Source organism: Bradyrhizobium sp. 2TAF36 (assembly GCF_052114925.1).
Taxonomy (GTDB): Bacteria; Pseudomonadota; Alphaproteobacteria; order Rhizobiales; family Xanthobacteraceae; genus Bradyrhizobium; species Bradyrhizobium barranii.
In genome coordinates, this window is the sequence record NZ_JBFRFR010000051.1 from 1 (window position 1) to 22,398 (window position 22,398).

Consider the following 22,398-nt stretch of genomic DNA (forward strand, 5'->3'; position numbering starts at 1 on the left):
CTACCTGTATAAACCGGTAGCTTCTTCTGTAACTCGAAGGAGCTCACATGAACGACCTGCATACGTGGCTTTCGCAGCAGCACCACGGCCTGCGCACCTTCCGGACATTTCAGCAAAAGCTCGAGACGCTCGGCCGGGACGATCCCGCCCAGCGCGGTCTTTGCCGCCTGTTGAGCGGCCTCGTCGGCAGCTATGTCGAGGCCTTTGACGAGGAGCCGCTGCCGGTCGAAATCGCCGATGGCGCATATCAGCGTCTGCTAACGCTGGTCGAGAGCATCGATATTCACGGCGACGCCGACCGCCGGCTCGCCGACATCAACCGCGTGGCGGAGAGTGAGCTCTGGCGGTGAGAGGCGGCACGGCCGTCGCCATCGCCCCGGCTTGATCACGCGAGACGCGTGTAGGTCGTGTTCATCGTGTAGTCCTTGCGTGGACCCGATACGACATGACGGACGACGAACGTTCCATCCGGCCGAAACATGTAGGCCGACTGATAGTCGTCGTGCTTGCAAAGATGGCGCGCACGTCCGCTCAGCTCTCCCCCGGAAGATGCGGACAATGAAATCTCGTGAAACAGCCGCGGCGGATCTTCCCTGAAGAAGACCTTGAATCCGCCCTCGCTGTTGCTGAAGACGTATTCGCGTTCGGCCTGCACAATGGCGCCGTTCGCGAGCTTCAGATGTCCCTGCTCGCGATAGGCCAACCGCCCCCCGTCCAGTGGCGTGAAGATCGCGATACCCTGCATCGTAGCCTGGCCTTCGATGACACGGTTGAAGGACCACGAGCCGATCAGCCTTTTCGTGACGTCCGAGGCGTCACCCCAGCCGTCGATCATCACTTCATTCATATCTTCAGACCTGCGCAATTAACCAGCCGGCCCAGCCTCTCAGGACCCGCAGCCGGGAGTTCGACTTCAGCGAGYCGATACCTATATCCTATCGCAACGAAATGGTGATGCAGTGAGCAGCTTCGATGGCCAGGAGACGCACGACGGAAGCGGACGCCGACGACCTCCCCCGCTATTTCGTCTGGGTCCGGGGCCTCGAAGGCCCCGAGCCGCAGAAATGGATGGCGATGGATTTCGGCATCGGTGACTGGAAGCGGCCGCAAGTGCTGGCCTTTCTCGAGCTGCCGGAAGGCGAACGGCACCTGCCGCTGTCAGCGCTGGCGCGCCGCTATCCGCCACCGAGGGTGGAGACCTAGCGCTCTCTCACTTCCCCCTCGCCGCGGTCGGCGTCAACCCAAACCGCCTGCGGAAGCAGCGGTTGAAATAAGAGAGATCGTTGAAGCCGCAGGCAAAGGCGATGTCGCTGATGCGGCCCTCGCGATGTGCCAGGAGGTCGGCGGCCTTGCGCAGACGCAGCTCAGTGAGGCGGGTGGTGAAGCTGGCGCCGGCCTCGAACAGCAGCTCGTTGACGTAGCGCTCGGAAAGGCCGCCGGCGGCGGCAAGCTTCTGGGCGGAAAAACCCGGCTCGTGGAAGCGCGCCTCAAGAATCGACAGCACGGCCTTGAGCCGCACGGCGCGCAGGCCCCCGCGTCGCGCGGCAGTGGCGATATCGCTGCGGGCACCGAGACCGATCGCGGCAAGGTCGAGCAGATGGCCGGCGATCGCCATGCCGGCCTCGTCGGCGGCCGTGGGATTGCGGAGGAGGAGATCGCTGTAATCCATCGCCAGCAACAGCGCGCCGCCGGGCTCGAGCTCGCAGCCGACGAGATCGTCGATGTCGGCGACCATCGCGCGCAGCGTATCGACCGGCAGATGCACGTTGGTGAAACGCTTTTGGCTCGCGCCGTCGGCCGCGAAGAACGGCTCGTCCAGCTTGAGCAGCACCATCGCTCCCGGCCGCATGGTGAATTCGCGGCCACGATGGATCACCTGAGACGGAAGATCTCCGGTGTTGCGCGCGAGGCAAAAGCGGTCGTCGCCGGTCTCGATCACCTGGCGCTTCTCGCGCCGGACCGTGACGAAGCTGCCGTCGCAACGGCCGAGCATGGTGGTGCCGATATGGATCGAGTTCATCGTGGCGCGAAACGGCACGTCGGACGCCGGATCGAGCTCGCCGGTGTTGGAGAAATGCTCGAACAGCTCCGCGAAGCGGATGAAGCGCTGCCGGTCGGACAAGTCCTGTGGCAGCATCTCGGTCGAGAGCGACTTCCTGATGACGGACATCGAGAACGACTTTTCGAGAATGGCTTTTCTAAGTTCTTAAAAAAAGGCTTGGCGCTCGCCGAACCTCGCACGCCAAACAGACGCCCGCAGAAGACCAGCATACCGCAAGCTATCAGCACGCCAACGTGAATCAAGCCGCGCCGGTCAGTCCAAGCTGCGACGGCGCTGGCGCCGGACAGTCCAAGACGCCCCACACAAGCGGGCCCTATTCAGGCAGCGGATGCGGCACGCCACACAAGGACTGCATCCGGGCAAACGGGCGGCCCCAGCCTGACGCCCGCTGGAGGAGACAACGACATGCGAACCTCTCTACCCCGCAGCCTCGTGCTCGGCGGCGCCATCGCGACCAGCCTCTGCATCGGTTACGCGCTTGGCGCGCAGCCGCACATGGACGAAGCCATCGCGATCCTGCAATCGGCCCGCGCCGAGCTCGGCAAGGCAGAGCCGAACAAGGGCGGTCATCGCGAGAAGGCGATCGGGATGATCGACCAGGCGATCGCCGAAGTACGCGCCGGCATCGCGTTCGCCGCCGGCCATTGAAGCAAGGGCATTCGGGAGGAAGACATGATACGCACCCTGTTTGCCACGGCTCTCACGCTCGGCGTGATCACGGGCGTTGCCCAGGCCATGCCGCTCACCCTGCTCAACGCAGGCGCGAACGGCGACGTCATCGCGGTCGCCGGCGGCTGCGGCCCCGGCTGGCACCGCGGCCCCTATGGCGGCTGCCTCAGGAACTACGCCAACCCCGCCGCGCATGCCTGCCCGCGCGGCTACCATATCGGCCCCGGCGGCGCTTGCCGCGGCAATGGCAGGTAGGAGCTGAACACTCCGCCTCTCCCCGCTCGCAGGGGAGAGGCGTCCGCCGACATCACGCCTCTCGCCACCGGCACCAGCAAGACCAAACGTTTTCGTAACCGTCATGCCGCGGCGTCCGACCGCGGCAGGGCGGCGGCGCGATCCCGCTTGCTACCTCAACGGGACTATGCACAGAATGCACCTGTTTTTCATAACACAACCATTGATTGAAATCGTGGAGTGCTGAACGGCTCCAGCCCGAAGTGCTTCACCGTCGATTGCCAGAGGGGCCCCATGACCCAGCATGATGGCGCGCAGAATGGTGATTCTGCCAGACCCAAGCACACGCATGACGATGCAAGCGCCGGCGGGACGACCGCCACCACCCTGTCGAAGCGCAAGCTGGTGCTGTTCGCCGACGGCACGGGCAACGCGTTCACCGCCCAGGAATCCAGCGTCTGGCGGCTCTATGAAGCGCTCGACCACACCCAGCCGGACCAGATCGCCCACTACATCAAGGGTGTCGGCACCGCCGGCTGGGCGCCGCTCGCAGCCATCGACGGCGCCACCGGCATCGGCGTTCCCTCCAACGTCCGCAAGCTCTACCGCTTCCTGTGCTGGAACTGGCGCGAGGGCGACGAGATCTACATCTTCGGCTTCAGCCGCGGCGCCTTCACTGCGCGCACGCTGGCGGCGCTGATCGCGAGTCAGGGGTTAGTGCCGGCGGAAATCAAGGGCGAGCCGGTCTCGCATGCCGAGATGGAGCGCAACGCCATGTCCGCATGGCGGGAATACCGCAAGGAATCGGTGGGCTATCGCAGCCTGCCGACGATCTGGATTACGCGCTGGATTCGCGACCTGCTGCTCATCATCTACCATTTCGTCTGCGGGCACCGCTCCTATTGCACGGTCCGCAAGGCCATGGCCGGCCGCAAGAACGTCAAGATCGAATTCCTCGGGCTGTTCGACACCGTCGAGGCTTTCGGCGTACCGATCGAGGAGCTGCGCGTCGCGATCGACTGGGCAATTTGGCCGATTTCGTTCCGCAATCACCGGCCCTCGCGCAAGGCGAAGCACATCTGTCACGCGCTCGCGCTCGACGACGAGCGCACCACCTTTCATCCGCTGCGGATCGACCAGAGCCGTCTAGCGAATGACCAGACTGTGAAGGAGGTGTGGTTCGCGGGCGTCCATTCCGACATTGGCGGCGGTTACCCGGAATCCACCCTCTCCTTCGTTCCGCTGGTCTGGATGACCGAGCAGCTCGGTGGCCAATTGCGCTTCCAGAACGGCACGATCGAGCGCTTCCGCGAGTATCAATCGGCGATCGGGCCAAAGCACGATTCACGCAGCGGCGCCGCCGTGCTTTACCGCTACGGTCCGCGGCCGATCCTCGAAGGCGATGTGAACGGCGGCAAACCGGTCGTTCACTTCGCCGTGGTCGAACGAATGCTGTTCGGATGCGACGATTATGCGCCGATCATGCTGCCGGCGAACGCGCGGGTGCTGATGCCCGACGGAAGCATCAGGGAGCTCACCAATGACGGCGCGCACCAAGCCATGCATGACGCCTACGCGAAGAAAGCGAGGCGCCCGATAAGCAAGGAGGAATCCGACGCCTTCACTGGAATGAAAGCGCCAGACGCGGACATGGCGAATCTGGCGCGCGGCGCCGTGTGGTGGCGACGCGTGGCCTATTTCTCGCTCCTGATCATGACGGGCATCATCGCCGCCTGGCCGTGGATCGCCCGCAAGATCATAGATACATCCGGCAAGAGCCTGCGCGATTTTGTCAGCAACATCGACTGGGGTTTCAGCGCCATACTCGGCTCCGTCGCGAACCTGCTCAAGAACGTGTTGCCCTCCTATGCGGGGCCATGGCTCAATATCGCACTCTATTATCCTGTCGCGACCGCACTCGTCGTGCTGGTCACGTGGTGGGTCTGGAGCATCAACGCCTCGCTGCGTGATGGCATCCAGGAGCGGGCGCGACTCGCCTGGTACCGGCCGGAACGGAAGGCGAGCGCAAAAAACCTCAGCCGGATGAGTTTGTTGTTCAGGTTTGGCGGTTTGATGCAGCGAAATGCGCGGTGGATGAGCTTTCCGTTCACCAAGATCATCTTTCCCATCGTCTCCATCGTCGTCATCTACGCCGCGGCCTTGCTGATCGCCTCGAGCAGCTTCTTCACCTGGCGCGTCGCGACCGGACAGGTTTGTGAAACCCCGGAAAGAAAAGCCGCAGAGGCGAAGAGAAAGGGAGCGAACGTCGCGGTAGACATTCCGCCTGCCAAGCCGGTGGGCGACAACGCGCTTCCTGCGGTCGAGCTTTTCAACGTCAACCAGTTCTGTTGGGCAAGCAGGCTCGCCGTGGAGAAGGGCCGCAAATACCGGGTCTGGATCGATATCGACCAACGCTGGTTCGACCGCACGATCATGACCGGCGTCACCGGATTCCAGACCTACGAAAACCACCATTACCTCGCTCTCCCGACCCGGCGACTGTTCGGCGCGGACTGGTTCCAGCCGGTCGTACGCGTCGGCGAGAAGGGCCTGAACGATCAGCCGCTGCAGGCCATGAACGTGATGTCGGCAGATGAACTGCCGCGCCGCATTGACCCGACCCTTCCCGAGGAAAATGCTCAGGATGAGCCAAAAAACAGATATCCCGTCCGCATCGAAAACGCTGAGGAATCGAGCACGGACGATGCGGCGAAGCTGACGACACTCAAGGCTGACATCGCGAAGATGGGCACATTCGATGCGCTTCCGCCAGACGAGTCGGCACGCAAGGTCTGGGACACGCAGAAACTTGCAGACCGGATGGTGGCCGAATTCACCGCACCTGATTCCGGCGAGCTGTTCTTCTACGTCAACGACGCCGTGCAGATCGTCCCGGGCTTCCTGCGATGGCTGGCCCCGGCAAAATACGTCGACTATTTCGGGCCGGACGAACAATACTACAAGAACAACAGCGGCACGGCGCGGATCACGGTACAGCGTCTGCCCGCGCCGCCGACGCCATCGGCTGCGGCAAAGCAGTAGGCGCCGGCCACACCGGAGCGGAAGAGTGACAACGCCCCCATGATTATGGGTGTCGCGGCGTCCGCGCCGCGGCTAAACTTGGCCTCGCGCCGCGGGGGACACGCGGTGCGGGACGATGAACATGAGCGAACAGGGCGAGACGGGTGAGGCCATCACCATCCTCCTCGTCGAGGACGACGCGCCGACCTGCTGGCGGCTCCAGGATGCGCTGGTCAAGGCCGGCTACAAGGTGCGCAGCGCAGGAACGCTCGGCGAGGCGCGCCAGGCCCTGAACGGCGGCGCACCGCGCGTGCTGCTGACCGATCTGCGGCTGCCCGACGGCCATGGCATCGAGCTGATCCGCGAGACCCGGCAGCGCTTTCCCGACACCGAGATCATGGTGATCTCGGCGCTCGGCGACGAGGAGAGCGTGATCTCGGCGATCACCGTCGGCGCCACCGGCTATCTCCTGAAGGACGCCTTCCCGACCGACATCGCCACCACCGTGCGCGATCTGGTCGCCGGCCATTCGCCGATCTCGGCCTCGATCGCCCGTTTCATCGTGCGCAGAACGCAAGGCGCCGCGCCGAGTTCGGCCGAGCCGCCGCGCGGGCCCGTGCTCAACACCGCACGACTCACCCCGCGCGAGATCGATATCCTCTGGGGCATCGCAAAGGGTTTCAGCTACGCCGAGATCGCTAGCCATCTCGGCCTGTCCAGGCAGACCGTGCCCGGCCACATCAAGAACATCTATCGCAAGCTCGAAGTGCACACGCGCAGCGAAGCGGTGTTCGAGGCGGTGCAGCAGGGCCTGATCAAGCTGTGAGCGAGATTGCAGCGAAAGCACCTGCGCGACCGCGGCGCCGGCTGATCGCGGCGCGCCTCGTGCCCTATCTGCTGCTCCAGGCGCTGATCGTGATCGTCACCATCCAGGGGCTGCGGCTGCTCCAGCCCAGCGACCCCGACGATTTTGCCGTGAGCGAATTTTCGCTGCGGGAGGACGGCACGACCCGGGCGGTGACGTTGCCGCATTTCACGTCGTCGCGCTACGCGCTCCAGGACCCGCCGCTCTATTCGGGCACGTTCGTCTTCAAGCCCGATGCGGCAAACACGGCCTGGTCGGTCTTTCTGCCGCGCTTCAGCAATGGCGTGGAGGTCGCGGTCAACGGCGTCGCGATCCTGGACTCCCGGCGCGATCCCACCGCCAACCGGCCCGACCGCAACACGCCGGAGATCACAGTGATCCCGTCGTCGCTGCTGCGCGACGGCAGCAACGCCATCACCGTGCGGCTATTGGTGTGGGGTCCGCTGCGAGGCTTCCTCGACACCGTCTATGTCGGGCCGGACGAAAGCCTGCGGGGAGCCTACGAGACGCGCACGCTGCTGTTCGTGACGCTGCCCGTGGTGTTCTCGGCCTGGCAATCGTTGCTGGCGGTGATCCTCGCCATCATGTGGCTGATGCGACGCCGCGAGCCGGTCTATGGCGTGCTGGCGGCAGGAATGCTCGTCGGCGCGATGCAGGCCTTCGCGCCGGCGCCGCTGCCGCCCGCGCCTTATCCGCGGCTGGCCGCCATCCTGCTGGCGTCCGCGCCGATCGAGAGCGCGCTGGTCGTGACGTTCGCGGTGCTGTTCTTCGGCTGGCGCTGGCCGCGCTACGGGCTGCTGTTGTTCGCGCCGGGGCTCGTCATCCTGCTGGTCGGGCTCTTTGCGGGCCAGCCGATCCCGCGCATCACCTTCCTGTTCCTCGGCGTGCCGACCGTGGGCCTGTGCCTGATGCTGCTGGTCGTCATCCTGACGTGGGCGGTGATCAGGCGGCAGGACGCGGCGAGCTTTACCTTCGGCTGCGCCGTGACCATCGTGCTGACCTGCTGGTTTCACGACATGCTCTCGGCGTTCGAGTTCGTGCCGGACGATCGCACCTTCGTCACGCGGCTGTCCTATTCCGCGATGCTGGTGGCGATAGGCGCCGGACTGACCTGGCGCTTCGCCCGCGCGCTCAACGAGGTCGACAGCTTCGCCGGCCAGCTCATCGCACGCGTGCGCGAGGCGGAGGAGCGGCTGAAGGCAAGCTTCGCCCGCGAAGAAGAGCGCGCCCGTGCCGCCGCACTCGCCAACGAGCGCACGCGCTTGATGCGCGACCTGCATGACGGCCTCGGCGGTCAGCTCGTCAGCATCGTCGCGCTCTCCGAGCGTGGACACGAGGGCGCGACCATCACGGACGCTGCGCGCGCCGCGCTGAAGGATCTGCGCCTGGTCATCGATTCCATGGACGACATCGGCGGCGACCTGATGCTTGCGCTCGGCTCCTGGCGCGAGCGTGCGGCGGCACAATTGCGGCCACACGACGTCGCACTCGAATGGCACGTGGCGACGCCGCAGGGCCTGCCGCTCCATCCCGAACTGCGGCCATGGCACGTCATCCAGATCGTGCGCATCCTCGACGAGGCCGTGACCAACGCGGTCAAGCACGCGCAGGCGCGCCATATCGTTGTTACCATCGAGACGCTCGACGATGGCCAAGGAGATGGTGACCGGCCGTGTGGCATGATCAGCGTCGCGGACGACGGCAAGGGCTTTGCCCTGTCCGGCAACGGCGAAGCCGGCAGTGCGGGCCAGACCGCGCGGGGTCTGCGCAACATGCGAAGCCGCGCCGCGCGCTGCGGCGCGGTGCTGGATCTGGCCTCGGATTCCTCGGGGACGCGCGTGCGGCTGCAACTGCCGAAAATCTTTCCCGATAGCGACGCCGCCGCCGCGGGCTGAAAAGCCCCCTCCCCGAACGTGTGGGACGCACGGAGAGAGGGGACGGGCCGGATTATCGTCATGCGGAGGACGGGGGGGTCGTCCGCAGATCATCCTTTCGCCCGAAGCAATGCAATCAACTCAATCAAACGAGATCGTCAGCGCACGCCGACGCGATTGACCGGGCCTCCGCGATTCATCGGCGTTCCCGCACGAACGCCGACGCCGGGCGCGCCGACTCCGGGCGTCGCCACCGCGACCGCGGCGGCCGGCGCGACCACCACCGCCCCGGCCGGCCGCACCACGCAGCCCTTGGGCACGCCGACCGTCTTGCAATAGACCACCGCCTGCGCCGGGCTCGTGCCCAGCGACACCATCGCCGCGCCCGCGAGCATCATGACCGTCAGCCCGGCGCTCAGCGCTCCCACGTTTTTCGACATCTTGCTCTCCTGCTTCCCGTTCGGCGCCCCGATGCAATCACCGGGTTTCGCAGCCGACGTGCAGCCTGAATGGCAAAAGACGGCGCGCGGATACATGCCATGAAGATGGGGGTGCGCCGAGCGAGCCGATGCCATGAACATGGCATGGACCGGCAACGGCCCTCCGCGAGATGGTCCGGCTCACCCGATCCCAGCGGGACCCTTCACAATCCCAAAGAGGTGTTTCATGAAGACTTCAGTTCTTGCCGCGCTGCTGCTCGCTGCGGCCATCCTGCCCGCCGCTGCCCAATCCGGTCCGACGCCGCAGGAGCAGATGGCCTGCCGCGGCGACGCCGGCAAATTCTGCGCCGAACATATCGGCAAGCCGCCGCAGATGAATGCCTGCCTGCGCGAGAACAAGACAAAGCTCTCGGACGCCTGCCGCAAGGTGGTGGAGTCGCACGGCGGGTGATCTTCTTCCTTCCCTCCTGTGGGAGGTGCCTTGCCGATGGCAAGGCGGATGAGAGCTGCCTCGACGCACCAAGAGCAGAGACTCTCTGCCGCGAGCCACCCTCTCCCGCGAAGAAGGGAGAGGGACAGCAGCTAATTCGTCAGGCCATAGACGTCGATGCGGCCGTCATAAGTCGGGCGATAGATGCGGCCTTTCCAGACGATCGGACGGTTGAACTTGGGATGCATGAAGGCGTGCTCCGGGCCCCAGTCCTCGCTGTCCCAGATCACCTGGAGCCGTTTGGAACCATCCGGATTGGTGGCGAAATTCTGCGCATCGTAGACCAGGAAGCGGCCCGGACTGAGAATCATGTTGCTGTCCTGATAGGGCACCATCGCCACGATGATGCCATCAGTGCCGTTGTTGGCGGCAAGCGTGATGCTCCAGCCGGGCATGCCGCCCGGCGGACGCGGCGATTGCGGCGAGGCGATCTCGTTGCCCCCGGCGAGATAGGTCGTTCTCCCGTCGGCCGCAATCGACCATGCCCGCAAGGCGCTGTTCTCGCCGCCGACGAAATGCATGGTGCCGTGGGTGGCGGACTGGAACAGCAGCGGCGTGCCATGCAGATGCCGCGTCGCGCCGCCGGGAAACACGTTCAGCTCCATCGGTGACGCCGGCGCAGGCGGCACGGCGGGATCGAAATACGTGTACAGGATCGGTGGCATGAGAAGCCTGTTGTAGTTCGCCGCGAAATGGCCGGCCGCAAGTTCGCCCGGCTGCGTCTTGCCGAGCGCATTGGCATTGCCGGTGTAGAGGATGCCGTCCTTGCCCGCGGCCAGAATGGCATGGGCGGAGGCGACATAGACCGGACCGCCGGAACCGAAATCCTGGTCGCCCCACATCGACTCGTTCATCGCCTCCATGTGATGCGCCACGACCGGCGCGATCTGCGCATCGGTTGCACTGCGACCCGAGGTGACCGCGACATGCGGCATCTCGCGCGCATACCGAGGCTTCAGCGTCATTCCCATACGCCTTGCATGCGCGATCACGGAGGGCAGGGAAACGTTCGACGGCAGCGGCAGTTCGTCATTGTCGTCATCGTCGGCGGTTGCTGCGTCCGCAGCCGCGCCGACCCGGTTGGCGTCGGTCCATGGCGCCCACCACGACATGACTTCGAAATGCGCATGGCTTCCGGTGTGCAAGGCGAGCCGCACGATGCTCTCGCCGAAATCGCCATGCTGCGGCGAGAACGCTCCGTTGCCGGTGATGACGTAGATTGAACCGTCGGGAGCGAGGGCCGGGCCGGCCCCGCTCTGCCACAGCCCGCCGCCGGAGCCGGTGACGGTGGAGCACCACGACGCAGCGAGCCGCCAGGCATGGACGTCGACCGCGAGCAGCCAGCCGCGCGCCGTCTTCGAGGTCTCGGCGATCGTGCCGAAGGGGATCAGCACGTGGTTCCGCGTCAGCGTCAGGGCGCTGCGCTGCTTGCGCTGGGCCGAGACGAATTTCTGCACCGGCAGGCCGCTCGGCGGCGTGTAGACCGCGCCCTCCAGGTTCAGCAGCCCGTGCACCTTCGAGCCGTCGCGGATCCGCAGCGCCGCGAGGAAATGCTGCCCCTTGGCGACGCTGCCGTCGTCGCTGATCCAGGCGCAGGCATAGAGAATGCCCGCCCCCTCGTCGATCACCGGGGTCGAGAGAATGCCCCAATGGACGTTGGTCATGTGGCCGTCGATCGCCCTCGTTCCGACGATGGGACGCCCCAAGTTGGTCGCCCAGATCTTCTCGCCGGTCACAGCGTCGAATGCATAGACCCAATTGCCCATGCTGGCCTGGAAGATCAGGTCGCGGATCTTGCCGTCGGCTGTGTGCAGGCCGCCGACCGCCAGCGGCTGCGCCTCGAGCCTGGGATCGTCGGGAATCGGAAGGCTGAAGAGTTTGACGATGCCCCTGCTGCGGACGGCGGTCGCCGTCAGCACCGTCTCGGAATTGTTCGTACCGGTACGGGCACGGTCGTAGCTGCGGGTCGTGACGGAGGCGACCATGCTCAGGCTCCGTAGGCGAGGAGGCTTCCGGCCGCAATCAGGCAAGCCGCTGCAAGCGGTCGTACGTCGCGCAAGCCTGCGCGCCACCCGCGCGACACGACGGCTCCGCAGGCAAAGCCGAGCCCGGCCATCATCGCGCTCGACAGTGCGGCAACGGCCGGCGCATCAGGCGTGCGCGACACGAGATTGTCGATCGCCAGCAGCGGTGGCAGCACATAGAACCACCCCGGCGCATTCAAAAGACGTTGCGCGATGGGGTGGCGCACCACCAGCGATGCGCCGCACGCGATCAACAGGATCGCTGCGAGCCCGCCCGCGACCGGCATCGTGACGCCGAGCGCGGAACCCAGCGCATCGCAAGCGCCGAACATCAGAATGAGCGGCAGCACATGCGGTTGCGGAACGATGAGTGCGAGCGCAAAGGCCACGATGAGACTGTCCGCGGACGTCCACAACAGATGTATCGACATGGAAACCTCTAAAAGGTTTGCAATGCGAGATAAGTGAGGTCAGTCGAGAAGGCCGCCCCGTCGTCCGCCTTCGAGGGCAATTGCAGCGCGGTGAAACCGCGATTCCGCGCGTGTCGCGCGAGAAAGTGGAGCAGCCAGGCAATGCCGGCTCTATCAACCGGCGTCGGCACGGTGACGCCTTCGCGGTACGGCGCGAAGAAGCGACCCCGAGCTAACAGCGCTACGCCCATGACGAGGCCTTTGGCTAGCCACGCCAATCATGCATTGAACGGAGATCGTCTGGAAGTTGAAATTCGAGGCAAGCGCGTCCGCAGAACGAACCGTCGCTCACGATCGCGTGCACGACGGCGAGGATGGGCGCTAGTCGTCGTCGGGCCCGAACAGCCTGATCTGCGGCAAGCCGCTGCGCGGCCGGCTCGCGACATCGCGCGCATCGGAATCTTCGCGGATGTTGCGCGCGACGTCATCCCAATCGGTGCGGTCGCGCATGCCGCGCGGCTCGCGGGGATCGTAGTGCCGGCGCTCGGCCCAGCGCTCGCGGCGCTCCATGCGGCGCCGTTCGGACGCGGCGCGCTTCATGTCGGAATCTCTGGCCTTGGCATAGGCGTTGTCGGGTGAGGATGGCGGCTCTGTCGATGCCTGCTGCTCGGCAGGCTTTGCGACTTGCGGAGGCAATGCCGGTGCCGGCTTGGGCGGCTCGGCCGCGGCCGCCTGGGAAGGCTGCGGCGCTGGCGGCTCGGCGTTCGCTTGCCTTGCCTGCGTGTCGGGCTTTGCGGGTTCGGATTTGGCTTCGGCCTGCGCCGGCGCGGCGATCATGGCGCCGAAGGCTTGCGAGCCGGTGAGATATTGCAAGCGCTCGGAAGGCGCGTCCGTCATCGCGGGTTTGGCAGCTTCAGCGCGCTGCGCCATCTTGCTCGTGTCCGGCCCCTGCTTGGGCGCGACCGGATTCATGATATTGCCGGCGACGATGCCGCCACCGAGACCAATGGCGATGGCCGCGACGATCGTTCCGGCACCGACGAAATAAGCTGTCGAGGCGCGCATTGGTCCACTCCCTCTTTGGAGCGGGCAACGTTTGTCGATTGCCGGATGTTCCCGATGCGGGACGCAGTTCCCGGAGGAACTTGCGCGTCAGATCTGCTGCGCGACTTTTTCAAGCCCGATGATTCGGGCGAGCTTGCGAACTTCTTCCTTCTGATCCTCGCGCAGCTGGAACAGCAGCGGCATTGCGGCCGACTTCAACTGCTGGACCTCGTCGCAGTTCGGATCGATCGGCACGCCCGGCGCGTTCGGATTGGAGAGCTTGTTCGCGGAGATCTTGCGGACGACATTGCGCAGCGCGGTCTCGACCGAGGGCCAGTAATATTCCTGCGACGACGACAGTTTCAGGCGATCTCTGATGCCCGCGATCTGCACGTCGGACAGCAACGAATAGTTTTTCTGCGGCTGCGGCTTGGCGGCGGCTTTCGGCTTGGCCGGAGCTTCGACGGGAGCCTCTGCGGCAGCGGGCGCTTCATGCACACTCGCCTTGGGCATCGGGAAATCGGCGGGCGTTGCGGCGGCAAACGCCTGGCGCAGCGGCTCGGTCAGCACCGGCGCCTGCGAAAGCTTGTCGGCGGAGACCTGGACCGGATCGATCGCGGCCGAGGCCAGTGCCAGCGTCGGGACCAGGCGGTCGGCCTTGGCGGCGCGATTTGTCGAAAGCTGCTTGGGCGGCGGGGCCTGCGTGATCATCTCCGCGCTGACGCTGGGCACGCTGTCACGGCCGAGGATGGCGGTGGTGGCGGCGCCGAGGACGAGGAAACAGGTCAGCACGACGATGGTGATGGCTTTGGACAAACGTCTCTCCAGGCCCAGCTTCAAGTCCACGTGACGAGTGCCCGGAAACTGGGCGGTAAATAAGGCTTAACCGAGCCATCGCGACGGCAATCGCGCGGACTGTGGCGACATGCCCCGAAATCTCAAGGAAATCAGGCAGCTAGCGCCAGGTCGTAGGCATCCTGGATGTCGGCGACGATCTCGGAGGCCTCCCAGACCGCGCGCGGCTCGACCGATTGCAGCGTCACCGTCCAATTGCCGCCCCGGCGGGTGCGGGGGACGCTGAGGATGTCGAAGCGCACGTTGCGGCACAGCGGATGACGGGCCAGAGCATGGGCCACGCGGACCCGGATTTCGTCCAGCGTCGCGGCTGTCTTGCTATTGAGAAAATCGAAGTCCATCGCCTGTCCCTCTCGGTCCTGATTGGCGGCCGTGAGGGGGATTCTTGGCGGGCGTTGGTTAATCTGCCGTTAAGTACGGGGCCGCGGAGGAGCGCTCGATTAACTGTGATCGGGAGCGACGGCCCCTCCTCTCCCTCCCCCGCAAGCTGGGCGAGGGGAAGGACGCCGCCTACCGCCCGCCCGCATCGCGATATTCGGCGAGGGTCCGCGCCACGAGATCGTCGACCGCCATCACGTCGGTCACGCCCGATGTCGCGTGTCCCCCGCTCCAGATATCGCGCCAGCGTTTCGGGCGGTTTTCGCGCGCGTCGACGTCAATGTCCTTGCCTATATCGATCGCGCCACGTGCCGGCAGATCGTCGGGATCGAGGCCCGCAGCCAAGATCGACGGCTTCAGCATGCTGGTCTGCAACCCCGTGAACGCGGTGGTCAGCAGGATGTCGTCGGCGCTGCTGTCGACCAGCATCTCCTTGTGGCGCTCGTCCGCCATGCTCTCGCGCGTCGCGATGAATTTCGTGCCCATGTAGCCGAGATCGCAGCCGAGGACTTCAGCCGCACGCAGCGCGCGGCCGTCGCTGATGCCTCCGGCGAGCACGATGATGCCGTCAAAGAATGCGCGCACCGCGCGGACGAAAGCGAACGGATTGAGCCAGCCGGTCTGCCCGCCTGCGCCCGCGGTGAGCAGCACCAGCCCGTCGGCGCCGGCTTCCGCCGCACGCTGGGCGTGGCGGATCGAGGCCACGTCCGCCAGCACCAGCGCGCCGGCATCGTGCAGCGGCTTCAACACCGGCGCGGGCGATCCAACAGAGGTGATGACGATCTCCGGCTTGTGTCGCAGCAGCACCGCGAGATCCTGCTCCAGCCGCGCGTTGGAGCGATGCACGATCAGGTTCGGGCAAAGCGGCGCGGCCTTACGACCTGTGTGATCTTCGTGTTGCCGCAGTCGCGTTTCGATCTCGGTGAGCCACGCCTCGAGCTGTTCCGTGCCGCGGCAATTCACGGTGGGGAAGCTGCCGATCACGCCATTGCGACAGGCCGCGACCATGAGCTCGACGCCCGACACCAGAAACATCGGCGCCGCGATCAAGGGCAGAGCGAGACGATCACGGAAGTGTTGCAGTCGATCGGATGTCACTCACGCCTCCTTGCACGGGCTTTGTCGTTCCATCCCGCATTCTCTGTGCTAGCGTTGCGCACAAACATTGGCACGTCAAAAGCCGATGACAAAACAACGGGGAAACATATGTCCGATCCGCTCCACGCATCGTCCCCGACTTGCGCGCAGACGCTGCGGGCACTGTCGCGCTATCCCGGCCGCACCGCTTTCGCCTGGCCCGGTGGATCGCTGAGCTATCAGGGCACCATCGACCTGATCGGACGCATCCAGGCCGTGTTCATGCGGCTGGGCTTGCAGCCCGGCGCGCGCGTCGCGTTCCTCACCGCGAACCGTGCCGACACCTGGTGCGCCGGTGTCGCCGCGCAATTATCCAGGCTCTGCGTCACCTGGCTGCATCCGCTGGGATCGAGGGCAGACCAGCTCTTCCAGCTCGAGGATTCCGAGGCCGAGATGCTGGTGGTCGATGCCGCCACCTTCCGCGATCGCGGCGGCGAGCTTGCCGCGAGTGCGAGCCGGCTCAAGGCGGTCTTCACCACGGGACCGGCCGACTATGGCGTCGACCTGTTGCAGGCGATCGAGATCGAAGGCTACGCCGGCGCGCATTGCTTCGCCGGCCCCGACGATCTCTCAACGCTGAATTACACCGGTGGCACGACCGGAAAATCCAAGGGCGCACTGCGCTATCACCGCGAGAACGCCGGTGGTGCTGCCGCGATCCTCGCCGACTTCGAGATCCCTGACACCCCGCACTACCTCGCGGTTGCCCCGATCAGCCATGTCGCCGGCACGAAAGTAGTGCCGACCCTGATGCGCGGGGGCACCGTGCACATGCTGAAAGGCTTCGATCCCGAGGCGGTGCTGGCGACGATCGCGCGCGAGCGCATCAATTTCACGCTGTTCGTGCCGACCATGATCTATGTGCTGCTCGATCATCCCGCGCTGAGCAGGACCGATCTGTCCTCACTCGAGCTCGTGCTCTACGGCGCCTCCGCGATGTCGCCGAGCCGGCTGGTCGAGGGCATCGAACGCATTGGGCCGGTGTTCTCGCAGCTTTACGGGCAGACCGAATGCTATCCGATTTCGGTGCTGCGAAAGGCTGATCACGATCCCAGGACGCCGGAGCTGTTCCTGTCCTGCGGCTTCCCGATCTCGACCTGCGAGGTCAGGATTCTCGACGACAACGACCAGGAAGTAAAGACGGGCGAAGCCGGCGAGATCTGCGTGCGCGCGCCGCATGTCATGGCCGAATACTGGAAGCGGCCCGACATCACGGCCGAGACGCTGAAGCATGGTTGGGTCCACACCGGCGACGTCGCGCGCAAGGACGAGCGCGGCTACATGTTCATCCTCGACCGCAAGAAGGACATGATCGTCTCCGGCGGCTTCAACATTTTTCCGCGCGAGGTCGAGGACGTGCTGTCGCAGCATGCGGATGTCGCGATGGTCGCGGTCGTCGGCATTCCCGACGAGAAATGGGGCGAAGCCGTTACCGCCATCGTCGTGCCGCGTGAGGGGGCACAGCCCGATCCGGACGAGCTGATCAATCTGGTGAGGACGCGAAAAGGCTCGGCACATGCACCGAAGCAGATCCAGTTCGTCAAGCAGCTGCCGATGACCGGCGTCGGCAAGGTCGACAAGAAGGTGCTGCGCGCGGGCTTCTGGAGTGGACGGGACCGGATGGTGGGGTAGTCATCCCCGATCTGCAACTTGTGGCAGGTAGCACCGCACGTATTCCCGCGGCCGCACTCCGGGGTTCTACGGGTCGCTGTGACCCGCGAACAACAGCTCGGAAGGGACTTTTCAGGCACGCCGTCCGCGCAATTGCAGGCGAATCAACGAATCAATTAGACCGCTGACGGGGCTGGGAAGCGGAGTATCAAATGAGAGTCGCTTCCTTGGAAAGTGCGTTGGCCGCGATCACGTTGATCACGGCTATCATCGTCCTGCTGTGGGAGATCAAGATCGTCTACGGCAGCTGAACTGGCAGGACGCTGGCGTCGAACAGAGACCTCCGGACAAGAAGAGGTTCGCGACCAGGGCATCCCTTCCGCGGCGGCGGAAGTCTGCCGTTCCATCGGCGCAAGGAGCGATCACGGCGCTTGCCGACACGCTTACCGCTTTTCGATCACCAGACTCTGCACCGCCCGGCCGAAATAGCCGCGACGATCCGCGAGCCGCGACATCGCGAGGCCGGCGCCGTCGGGACCGATCCAGGATTCGYCGTCGAGCAAGATCCACTCGCCGACCGGCTGGCGCGATAGGTTCACAGTAAGGTCGGCATTGATGTAGGTCCAGGCGCGGAAGTCGAGCGTCGAGGCGGTGCCGTTGGAGAAATCGGCAGCGACCACGGCGCGCATCGCCTGCGAGACCGCTTCGCCTTCGACCAGCGGATGGTCGAGGCGAAACCAGATCGCGCCGGCCCCGGCCTGGCCGAACCGGCCGCGCGCGGCGCGCATCGAGACCATGCCTGCGAACGGACTGGTCGCGCCATGGCCGTCCTCGACCAGCGAGTCCTCGGGCGACGGCAGCGTGACCGGCAACTCCTTGACGTCGTCCGGCAAAGGCTGTGATTGCCGCTTGATCTTGAGCACGGTGGCATCGACGACCTGAATACCGTCGGCGAACAACTTGATCTCGCAGAGCTGGATCTTGCGCCCCTCGCGCAAAACCTCGCTCTCGATCGTGAGCGGCGCCACCGGCACCGGGCGCATCAAGTCGATGGTGACGCGCGCAACATTCATCGGCACCGGCGTCGGAATGCGTTCCGCCGCCCACGTCACCAGCGCGGACGGCGCTGAGCCGTGCTGCATGCGCCGGTCCCACGGACCGGCAGCATTAGGGCTGGTGACGACGTTGTTGCCGTCGACGCGGTAGATGGCGGTCATGTTTGCGCGGTATCTCGGCTGGCGTCCCCCGGACGCAGCGCAGCGCCGGGGTCATGTGCTGCAGCGATGGGTCCCGGCTCTGCGCAGCAGCGTTGCGCGCTGCAGCGCGTCCGGGACACGAGAGCGGTTAGAGCGGCGGATCGATCGCCTCGTCATATTCCTTCTTGAAGCGCGCGATCAGATCGGCGGCGGGGATGATGCCGTCGACGCTGCCGATGCCCTGGCCCGAACCCCAGATCTCCTTCCAGGCTTTCGGCTTGGCGCGCTCGCCGGAGGCATCCGTGCCGAAGTTCATCTTGGACGGATCGGACGTCGGCAGGTTTTCCGGATCCATGCCGGCCGCGAGGATCGACGGCTTCAGATAGTTGCCGTGCACGCCGGTGAAGAGGTTGGAGTAGACGATGTCGTCGGCCGTCGAGCCCGCGATCATCTCCTTGTATTTCTCGACCGCGTTGGCTTCCTTGGTCGCAATGAAGGCCGAGCCGATATAGGCGAAGTCGGCGCCGAGGATGCGCGCGGCGCGGATCGCCTTGCCGTTGCCGATCGCACCCGACAGCGCGATCGGGCCATCGAACCATTTTCGCGTTTCTGCAACGAAGGCCAGCGGCGAGATGGTGCCGGCATGGCCGCCGGCGCCGGCCGCAACCAGGATCAGGCCATCGGCGCCCTTCTCGATCGCCTTGTGGGCGAACTTCTGGTTGATCACGTCGTGGAAGACGATGCCGCCCCAGCCGTGCACCGCTTGATTGAGCTCCTCGCGCGCGCCGAGCGACGAGATGATCATCGGCACCTTGTACTTGGCGCAGAGCTGCATGTCGTGATCGAGCCGGTTGTTCGACTTGTGCACGATCTGGTTCACCGCGAACGGCGCCGACGGCTTGTCGGGATGGGCACGGTCATGGGCCGCGAGCTCTTCGGTGATCCGCGCCAGCCATTCGTCGAGCAGCTCCGGCGGCCGTGCGTTCAGCGACGGAAACGAGCCGACCACGCCGGCCTTGCACTGCGCGATCACGAGATCGGGCACCGAGATGATGAAGAGCGGCGAACCGATCACGGGGATCGACAAGCGCCCCTTGAACAAGGCAGGCATGGACATAGGCGAAACGATCCTTTGGTGGCGAGCAAATCGAAAGCTGGAGGCCATACCAACAAGGCAATCTTTCCACTGTCAAGTATTGCGTTTTGACGCCGTGGCGGATGCCGTTACCGCAATTCCAACATGCGGAATTCGCTACGCAAACGCGGGCGGCATCACCCGATCAAATCCGGATTGATCAGCCGCTCGAACGAGAACATCTCGTCCCATTTCTCCTGCGTCAGCAGCTTGCGTTCGACCACCACGATCTGGTGCAGCGACTTGCCGCTCTTGTAGCCCTCGCGCGCGATCTCGGCGCATTGCTTGTAGCCGAGCAGCGGCTTCAGCACCGTAACGATGCCGAGCGAGTTCAGCACCATGTTGCGGGTGTRCTCCTCGTTGGCGGTGATGCCGACAACACAGTTCTCGCGCAGGCTGTTGACCGCGCGCTCCATGGTGCGGATCGAGAAGAACAGCGCGAACGAGATCACCGGCTCCATCACGTTGAGCTGAAGCTGGCCGGCACTTGCGGCCAGCGTCACCGTGGTGTCGAGGCCGATGACGAGGAAGCTGGTCTGGTTGACGACCTCGGGGATGACAGGGTTGACCTTGCCCGGCATGATCGACGAGCCCGGCTGGAGCTGCGGCAGGTTGATCTCGTTGAAGCCGGCGCGCGGGCCCGAGGCCAGCAGGCGGATGTCGTTGCAGATCTTCGTCAGCTTGCTCGCCGTGCGCTTGAGCACGCCGGAGAGCTGCACATAGGCGCCGGTGTCCGAGGTCGCCTCGACGAGATCGCCGGCGAGGATGAAGTCGACGCCGGTCAGCGCGCTCAAATGCCGGACCGCGAGTTTTGGATAGCCGACAGCCGCAGTGACGGAGGTGCCGATCGCGGTGGCGCCGAGATTGATCTCGCGCAGCAGCGCGCGCGCCTCGGAGATGCGGTCGACCTCCTCGCCGATCGTGGTGCCCCAACCGCGGAATTCGGCGCCGAGCGACATCGGCACGGCGTCCTGAAGATGCGTGCGCCCCATCTTCAGCACGCGCTCGAACTCGCGGCCCTTGGTGAAGAAGGCCTCCTGGAGCTGGCGCAGCGCCGTCATGTAGCTCTCGAGCCGCAGGATCAGCGCCAGCCGGAACGCGGTCGGATAGGTGTCGTTGGTCGACTGGCCGTAATTGACATGGTCGTTCGGGCTGACATGCTGGTAGTCGCCCTTGCTGAAGCCGAGCGATTCCAGCGCGAGATTGGCGATCACCTCGTTGGCGTTCATGTTGGTGGAGGTGCCGGCGCCGCCCTGGATGAAGTCGGTGACGAACTGATCCATCATGTCGCCGGCGATGACGCGGTCGCAGCCCTGGATGATCGCGTCCGCAACTTTCGCATCGACCGCGCCGAGGTCGCGGTTGGCCATCGCGGCAGCCTTCTTGACGTAACCGAGCGCCTTCACGAAGTAAGGCTCCTGGTTCATCGGAATGCCGGTGATGTGGAAGTTCTCCTTCCCGCGGATGGTCTGGACGCCGTAGTAGATGTCGTCGGCGATCTCGCGCTGTCCGAGGAAGTCCTGCTCCGTGCGGCTCATGGGCGCTCCTTTGCTGGCGCTACGTCCTCAGTTCTGGCACAGCGCGCTGGTGACGAAGGTATCGGTGCGGCAGTCATCCGGTTTGCGTTGCCGGCCCGGGATCAGAACCTTGGCCGAGCATTTTTCCGCGGAATCGGCGTTCAGGCTCTTGCCTTCCTTGTAGCCCTTGCTCTGGCAGAGCTGGTCGGCGGCCTGCTTGCAGTCGGGCGCGCCATTCGACGAGGCGGGGCAGGCCATGCGCCCCGACACCATGGCCGACGGCGTCGCCAGCCGCGACAGGTCGTTCATGGTCTCGCTCGGGCTTTTGATCGGTGGCAGGATCGAGGGCAGCTTGTCGAACAGCTTGCCCATTTCGTTGATCAGTCCGGGATTTTCCTGCCGCGCCGGCGGCGACGAAGGAGCTGATGTCGAGGGCGGCGGCGCGGTCTGCGGTCCCTGCTCCTGCAAGCCGAGCGCCGGCGGCGCGGATTGCGGCCAGCTGGTGCTGCCGGCACCGAGCAGGAGCGAAAGCACTGCGAATATCAGCGTCCCCGGTCGGAGGACCGGATTGCCGGATCGAACCATCATGACGGCAACCGTAGCCGAACCCGGCGCAGCGGCAAAGCGCGGGGTTATTGAGCGAACATGATCTTTGCGGAGAACGGCTTCACACGTTGCGCTGAGGCGGCCCTTCGGGTCCGGATCATTCCCTAGATCAGCTTGACCGCTACGACGAAGCCGAGCACCAGCACGGCGGCGCCGAGCGCCACCCAGAGACCGAGATGCTTCTCGATCCTGACGCGGATCCAGTCGCCATAGCGGTTGAGCAGGATCGCGACGATGAAGAAACGGCCGCCGCGCGCGACGATCGAGCACAGGATGAACAGGCCGATATTGTAACCGGCAAAGCCCGAGGTGATGGTGACGAGCTTGTAGGGGATCGGTGTCAGGCCCTTGAGCAGGATGATCACCGCGCCCCATTCCGCATAGGAGGCGCGGAAGGCATCGACCTTGTCGCCGAGACCATAGACCTGGATCAGCCAATGGCCGACCGAGTCAAACAGCAGCGCACCGATGGCGTAGCCCAGCAGACCGCCCACCACCGAGGTCGCGGTGCAGACCGCGGCGTAGAGCCAGGCGCGCTGCGGGCGCGCCAGCGACATCGGGATCAGCATCACATCCGGCGGGACCGGAAAGAAGGAGCTTTCTGCGAAAGCCACGGCTCCCATGATCCAGAGCGCGTAGGGCTTGTGGGCGGCGTCGATGCACCAGTCGTAGATACGTTTCAGCATGGCGCCGCGATGAAGCACCATGGGACGGATTTGTCCATCGCGAGTTTTGTGACGATTTGGCGTGATCCGGAACAGTGTGTCGCGGTTTTCCGAAAGATCGCGCGCAAACAACAACCTAAAGCGCGATGACGCTTTGCTCCGGTT

24 protein-coding genes are annotated in these 22,398 nt (G+C 65.1%); 9 read left to right on the top strand and 15 right to left on the bottom strand.

Annotated elements, in window-relative coordinates:
- The first annotated feature begins 47 nt into the window (after positions 1 to 47).
- Positions 48 to 350 carry a hypothetical protein gene (locus AB4Z51_RS27365; protein ID WP_085399474.1) on the top strand — a complete coding sequence of 101 codons (303 nt, stop codon included), beginning with the start codon at positions 48 to 50 and terminating at the stop codon, positions 348 to 350.
- A gap of 35 nt (positions 351 to 385) precedes the next feature.
- Here AB4Z51_RS27365 and AB4Z51_RS27370 read toward each other — a convergent pair whose 3' ends face one another.
- Positions 386 to 847, bottom strand: coding sequence for a DUF6314 family protein (locus AB4Z51_RS27370; protein WP_085399475.1), 462 nt, complete (start codon positions 845 to 847; stop codon positions 386 to 388).
- A 125-nt stretch (positions 848 to 972) separates the two neighbouring features.
- Between AB4Z51_RS27370 and AB4Z51_RS27375 the strand changes: the two genes are divergently transcribed.
- Positions 973 to 1,203: a hypothetical protein gene (locus tag AB4Z51_RS27375; RefSeq protein ID WP_063985827.1), complete on the top strand. Its 231-nt coding sequence runs from the start codon at positions 973 to 975 to the stop codon at positions 1,201 to 1,203.
- Between the two features lie 7 nt (positions 1,204 to 1,210).
- On the opposite strand, the gene AB4Z51_RS27380 is transcribed toward AB4Z51_RS27375, so the two are convergent.
- A complete protein-coding gene (locus AB4Z51_RS27380; protein WP_135215746.1) occupies positions 1,211 to 2,170 on the bottom strand; it encodes an AraC family transcriptional regulator in 960 nt (319 codons plus the stop codon).
- Between the two features lie 297 nt (positions 2,171 to 2,467).
- Here AB4Z51_RS27380 and AB4Z51_RS27385 point away from each other — a divergent pair, with 297 nt between their 5' ends.
- The 5 genes from AB4Z51_RS27385 (at position 2,468) to AB4Z51_RS27405 (ending at position 8,746) form a co-directional block, all read left to right on the top strand.
- Complete coding sequence (locus AB4Z51_RS27385) at positions 2,468 to 2,710, top strand: hypothetical protein (RefSeq protein ID WP_063985829.1); 243 nt, start codon at positions 2,468 to 2,470, stop codon at positions 2,708 to 2,710.
- Between the two features lie 24 nt (positions 2,711 to 2,734).
- On the top strand, positions 2,735 to 2,986 hold the full coding sequence (locus tag AB4Z51_RS27390; protein WP_085399477.1) for a GCG_CRPN prefix-to-repeats domain-containing protein: 252 nt from the start codon (positions 2,735 to 2,737) through the stop codon (positions 2,984 to 2,986).
- A 273-nt stretch (positions 2,987 to 3,259) separates the two neighbouring features.
- A complete protein-coding gene (locus AB4Z51_RS27395; protein ID WP_441498363.1) occupies positions 3,260 to 6,007 on the top strand; it encodes a DUF2235 domain-containing protein in 2,748 nt (915 codons plus the stop codon).
- Between the two features lie 121 nt (positions 6,008 to 6,128).
- A complete protein-coding gene (locus tag AB4Z51_RS27400) occupies positions 6,129 to 6,812 on the top strand; it encodes a response regulator (RefSeq protein ID WP_038933185.1) in 684 nt (227 codons plus the stop codon).
- A complete protein-coding gene (locus tag AB4Z51_RS27405) occupies positions 6,809 to 8,746 on the top strand; it encodes a sensor histidine kinase (protein WP_085399479.1) in 1,938 nt (645 codons plus the stop codon). Before AB4Z51_RS27400 ends, AB4Z51_RS27405 begins: the two co-directional genes overlap by 4 nt.
- Positions 8,747 to 8,883: 137 nt before the next feature.
- Here the strand turns inward: AB4Z51_RS27405 and AB4Z51_RS27410 are convergent, their stop codons facing one another.
- Positions 8,884 to 9,165 (bottom strand): hypothetical protein, encoded by a 282-nt coding sequence (locus AB4Z51_RS27410; RefSeq protein WP_085399488.1) that lies wholly within the window; start codon positions 9,163 to 9,165, stop codon positions 8,884 to 8,886.
- A gap of 226 nt (positions 9,166 to 9,391) precedes the next feature.
- Here AB4Z51_RS27410 and AB4Z51_RS27415 point away from each other — a divergent pair, with 226 nt between their 5' ends.
- On the top strand, positions 9,392 to 9,616 hold the full coding sequence (locus AB4Z51_RS27415) for a hypothetical protein (RefSeq protein ID WP_014491555.1): 225 nt from the start codon (positions 9,392 to 9,394) through the stop codon (positions 9,614 to 9,616).
- 131 nt (positions 9,617 to 9,747) lie between these two features.
- Here the strand turns inward: AB4Z51_RS27415 and AB4Z51_RS27420 are convergent, their stop codons facing one another.
- From AB4Z51_RS27420 to AB4Z51_RS27450, 7 genes are all read right to left on the bottom strand, one after another.
- Entirely contained in the window at positions 9,748 to 11,640 is a 1,893-nt protein-coding gene (locus AB4Z51_RS27420) for a PQQ-binding-like beta-propeller repeat protein (RefSeq protein ID WP_085399480.1), read from the bottom strand.
- 2 nt (positions 11,641 to 11,642) lie between these two features.
- Positions 11,643 to 12,110 carry a hypothetical protein gene (locus AB4Z51_RS27425; RefSeq protein ID WP_085399481.1) on the bottom strand — a complete coding sequence of 156 codons (468 nt, stop codon included), beginning with the start codon at positions 12,108 to 12,110 and terminating at the stop codon, positions 11,643 to 11,645.
- An 8-nt stretch (positions 12,111 to 12,118) separates the two neighbouring features.
- The gene (locus tag AB4Z51_RS27430) at positions 12,119 to 12,340 is read right to left on the bottom strand and encodes a hypothetical protein (protein WP_144030652.1); all 222 of its coding nucleotides are present in this window, start codon (positions 12,338 to 12,340) and stop codon (positions 12,119 to 12,121) included.
- A 130-nt stretch (positions 12,341 to 12,470) separates the two neighbouring features.
- Positions 12,471 to 13,154 carry a hypothetical protein gene (locus AB4Z51_RS27435; RefSeq protein ID WP_085399483.1) on the bottom strand — a complete coding sequence of 228 codons (684 nt, stop codon included), beginning with the start codon at positions 13,152 to 13,154 and terminating at the stop codon, positions 12,471 to 12,473.
- Positions 13,155 to 13,241: 87 nt separating this feature from the next.
- Positions 13,242 to 13,949: a hypothetical protein gene (locus AB4Z51_RS27440; protein WP_085399489.1), complete on the bottom strand. Its 708-nt coding sequence runs from the start codon at positions 13,947 to 13,949 to the stop codon at positions 13,242 to 13,244.
- Between the two features lie 131 nt (positions 13,950 to 14,080).
- The gene (locus AB4Z51_RS27445; RefSeq protein WP_028147356.1) at positions 14,081 to 14,329 is read right to left on the bottom strand and encodes a hypothetical protein; all 249 of its coding nucleotides are present in this window, start codon (positions 14,327 to 14,329) and stop codon (positions 14,081 to 14,083) included.
- A 169-nt stretch (positions 14,330 to 14,498) separates the two neighbouring features.
- Positions 14,499 to 15,464, bottom strand: coding sequence for an NAD(P)H-dependent flavin oxidoreductase (locus AB4Z51_RS27450; protein ID WP_085400971.1), 966 nt, complete (start codon positions 15,462 to 15,464; stop codon positions 14,499 to 14,501).
- 108 nt (positions 15,465 to 15,572) lie between these two features.
- Here AB4Z51_RS27450 and AB4Z51_RS27455 point away from each other — a divergent pair, with 108 nt between their 5' ends.
- The gene (locus AB4Z51_RS27455; RefSeq protein ID WP_085400969.1) at positions 15,573 to 17,135 is read left to right on the top strand and encodes an AMP-binding protein; all 1,563 of its coding nucleotides are present in this window, start codon (positions 15,573 to 15,575) and stop codon (positions 17,133 to 17,135) included.
- 422 nt (positions 17,136 to 17,557) lie between these two features.
- On the opposite strand, the gene AB4Z51_RS27460 is transcribed toward AB4Z51_RS27455, so the two are convergent.
- From AB4Z51_RS27460 to AB4Z51_RS27480, 5 genes are all read right to left on the bottom strand, one after another.
- Positions 17,558 to 18,331 carry a thioesterase family protein gene (locus tag AB4Z51_RS27460; RefSeq protein ID WP_441498364.1) on the bottom strand — a complete coding sequence of 258 codons (774 nt, stop codon included), beginning with the start codon at positions 18,329 to 18,331 and terminating at the stop codon, positions 17,558 to 17,560.
- Between the two features lie 127 nt (positions 18,332 to 18,458).
- On the bottom strand, positions 18,459 to 19,427 hold the full coding sequence (locus AB4Z51_RS27465; protein ID WP_085400966.1) for an NAD(P)H-dependent flavin oxidoreductase: 969 nt from the start codon (positions 19,425 to 19,427) through the stop codon (positions 18,459 to 18,461).
- 155 nt (positions 19,428 to 19,582) lie between these two features.
- Positions 19,583 to 20,983, bottom strand: a complete 1,401-nt coding sequence (locus tag AB4Z51_RS27470) for an aspartate ammonia-lyase (RefSeq protein ID WP_441498365.1) — start codon at positions 20,981 to 20,983, stop codon at positions 19,583 to 19,585.
- Positions 20,984 to 21,010: 27 nt separating this feature from the next.
- Complete coding sequence (locus tag AB4Z51_RS27475; protein ID WP_441498366.1) at positions 21,011 to 21,550, bottom strand: hypothetical protein; 540 nt, start codon at positions 21,548 to 21,550, stop codon at positions 21,011 to 21,013.
- A gap of 122 nt (positions 21,551 to 21,672) precedes the next feature.
- Positions 21,673 to 22,275 (bottom strand): YqaA family protein, encoded by a 603-nt coding sequence (locus AB4Z51_RS27480; protein WP_081369120.1) that lies wholly within the window; start codon positions 22,273 to 22,275, stop codon positions 21,673 to 21,675.
- Positions 22,276 to 22,398 lie beyond the last annotated feature (123 nt).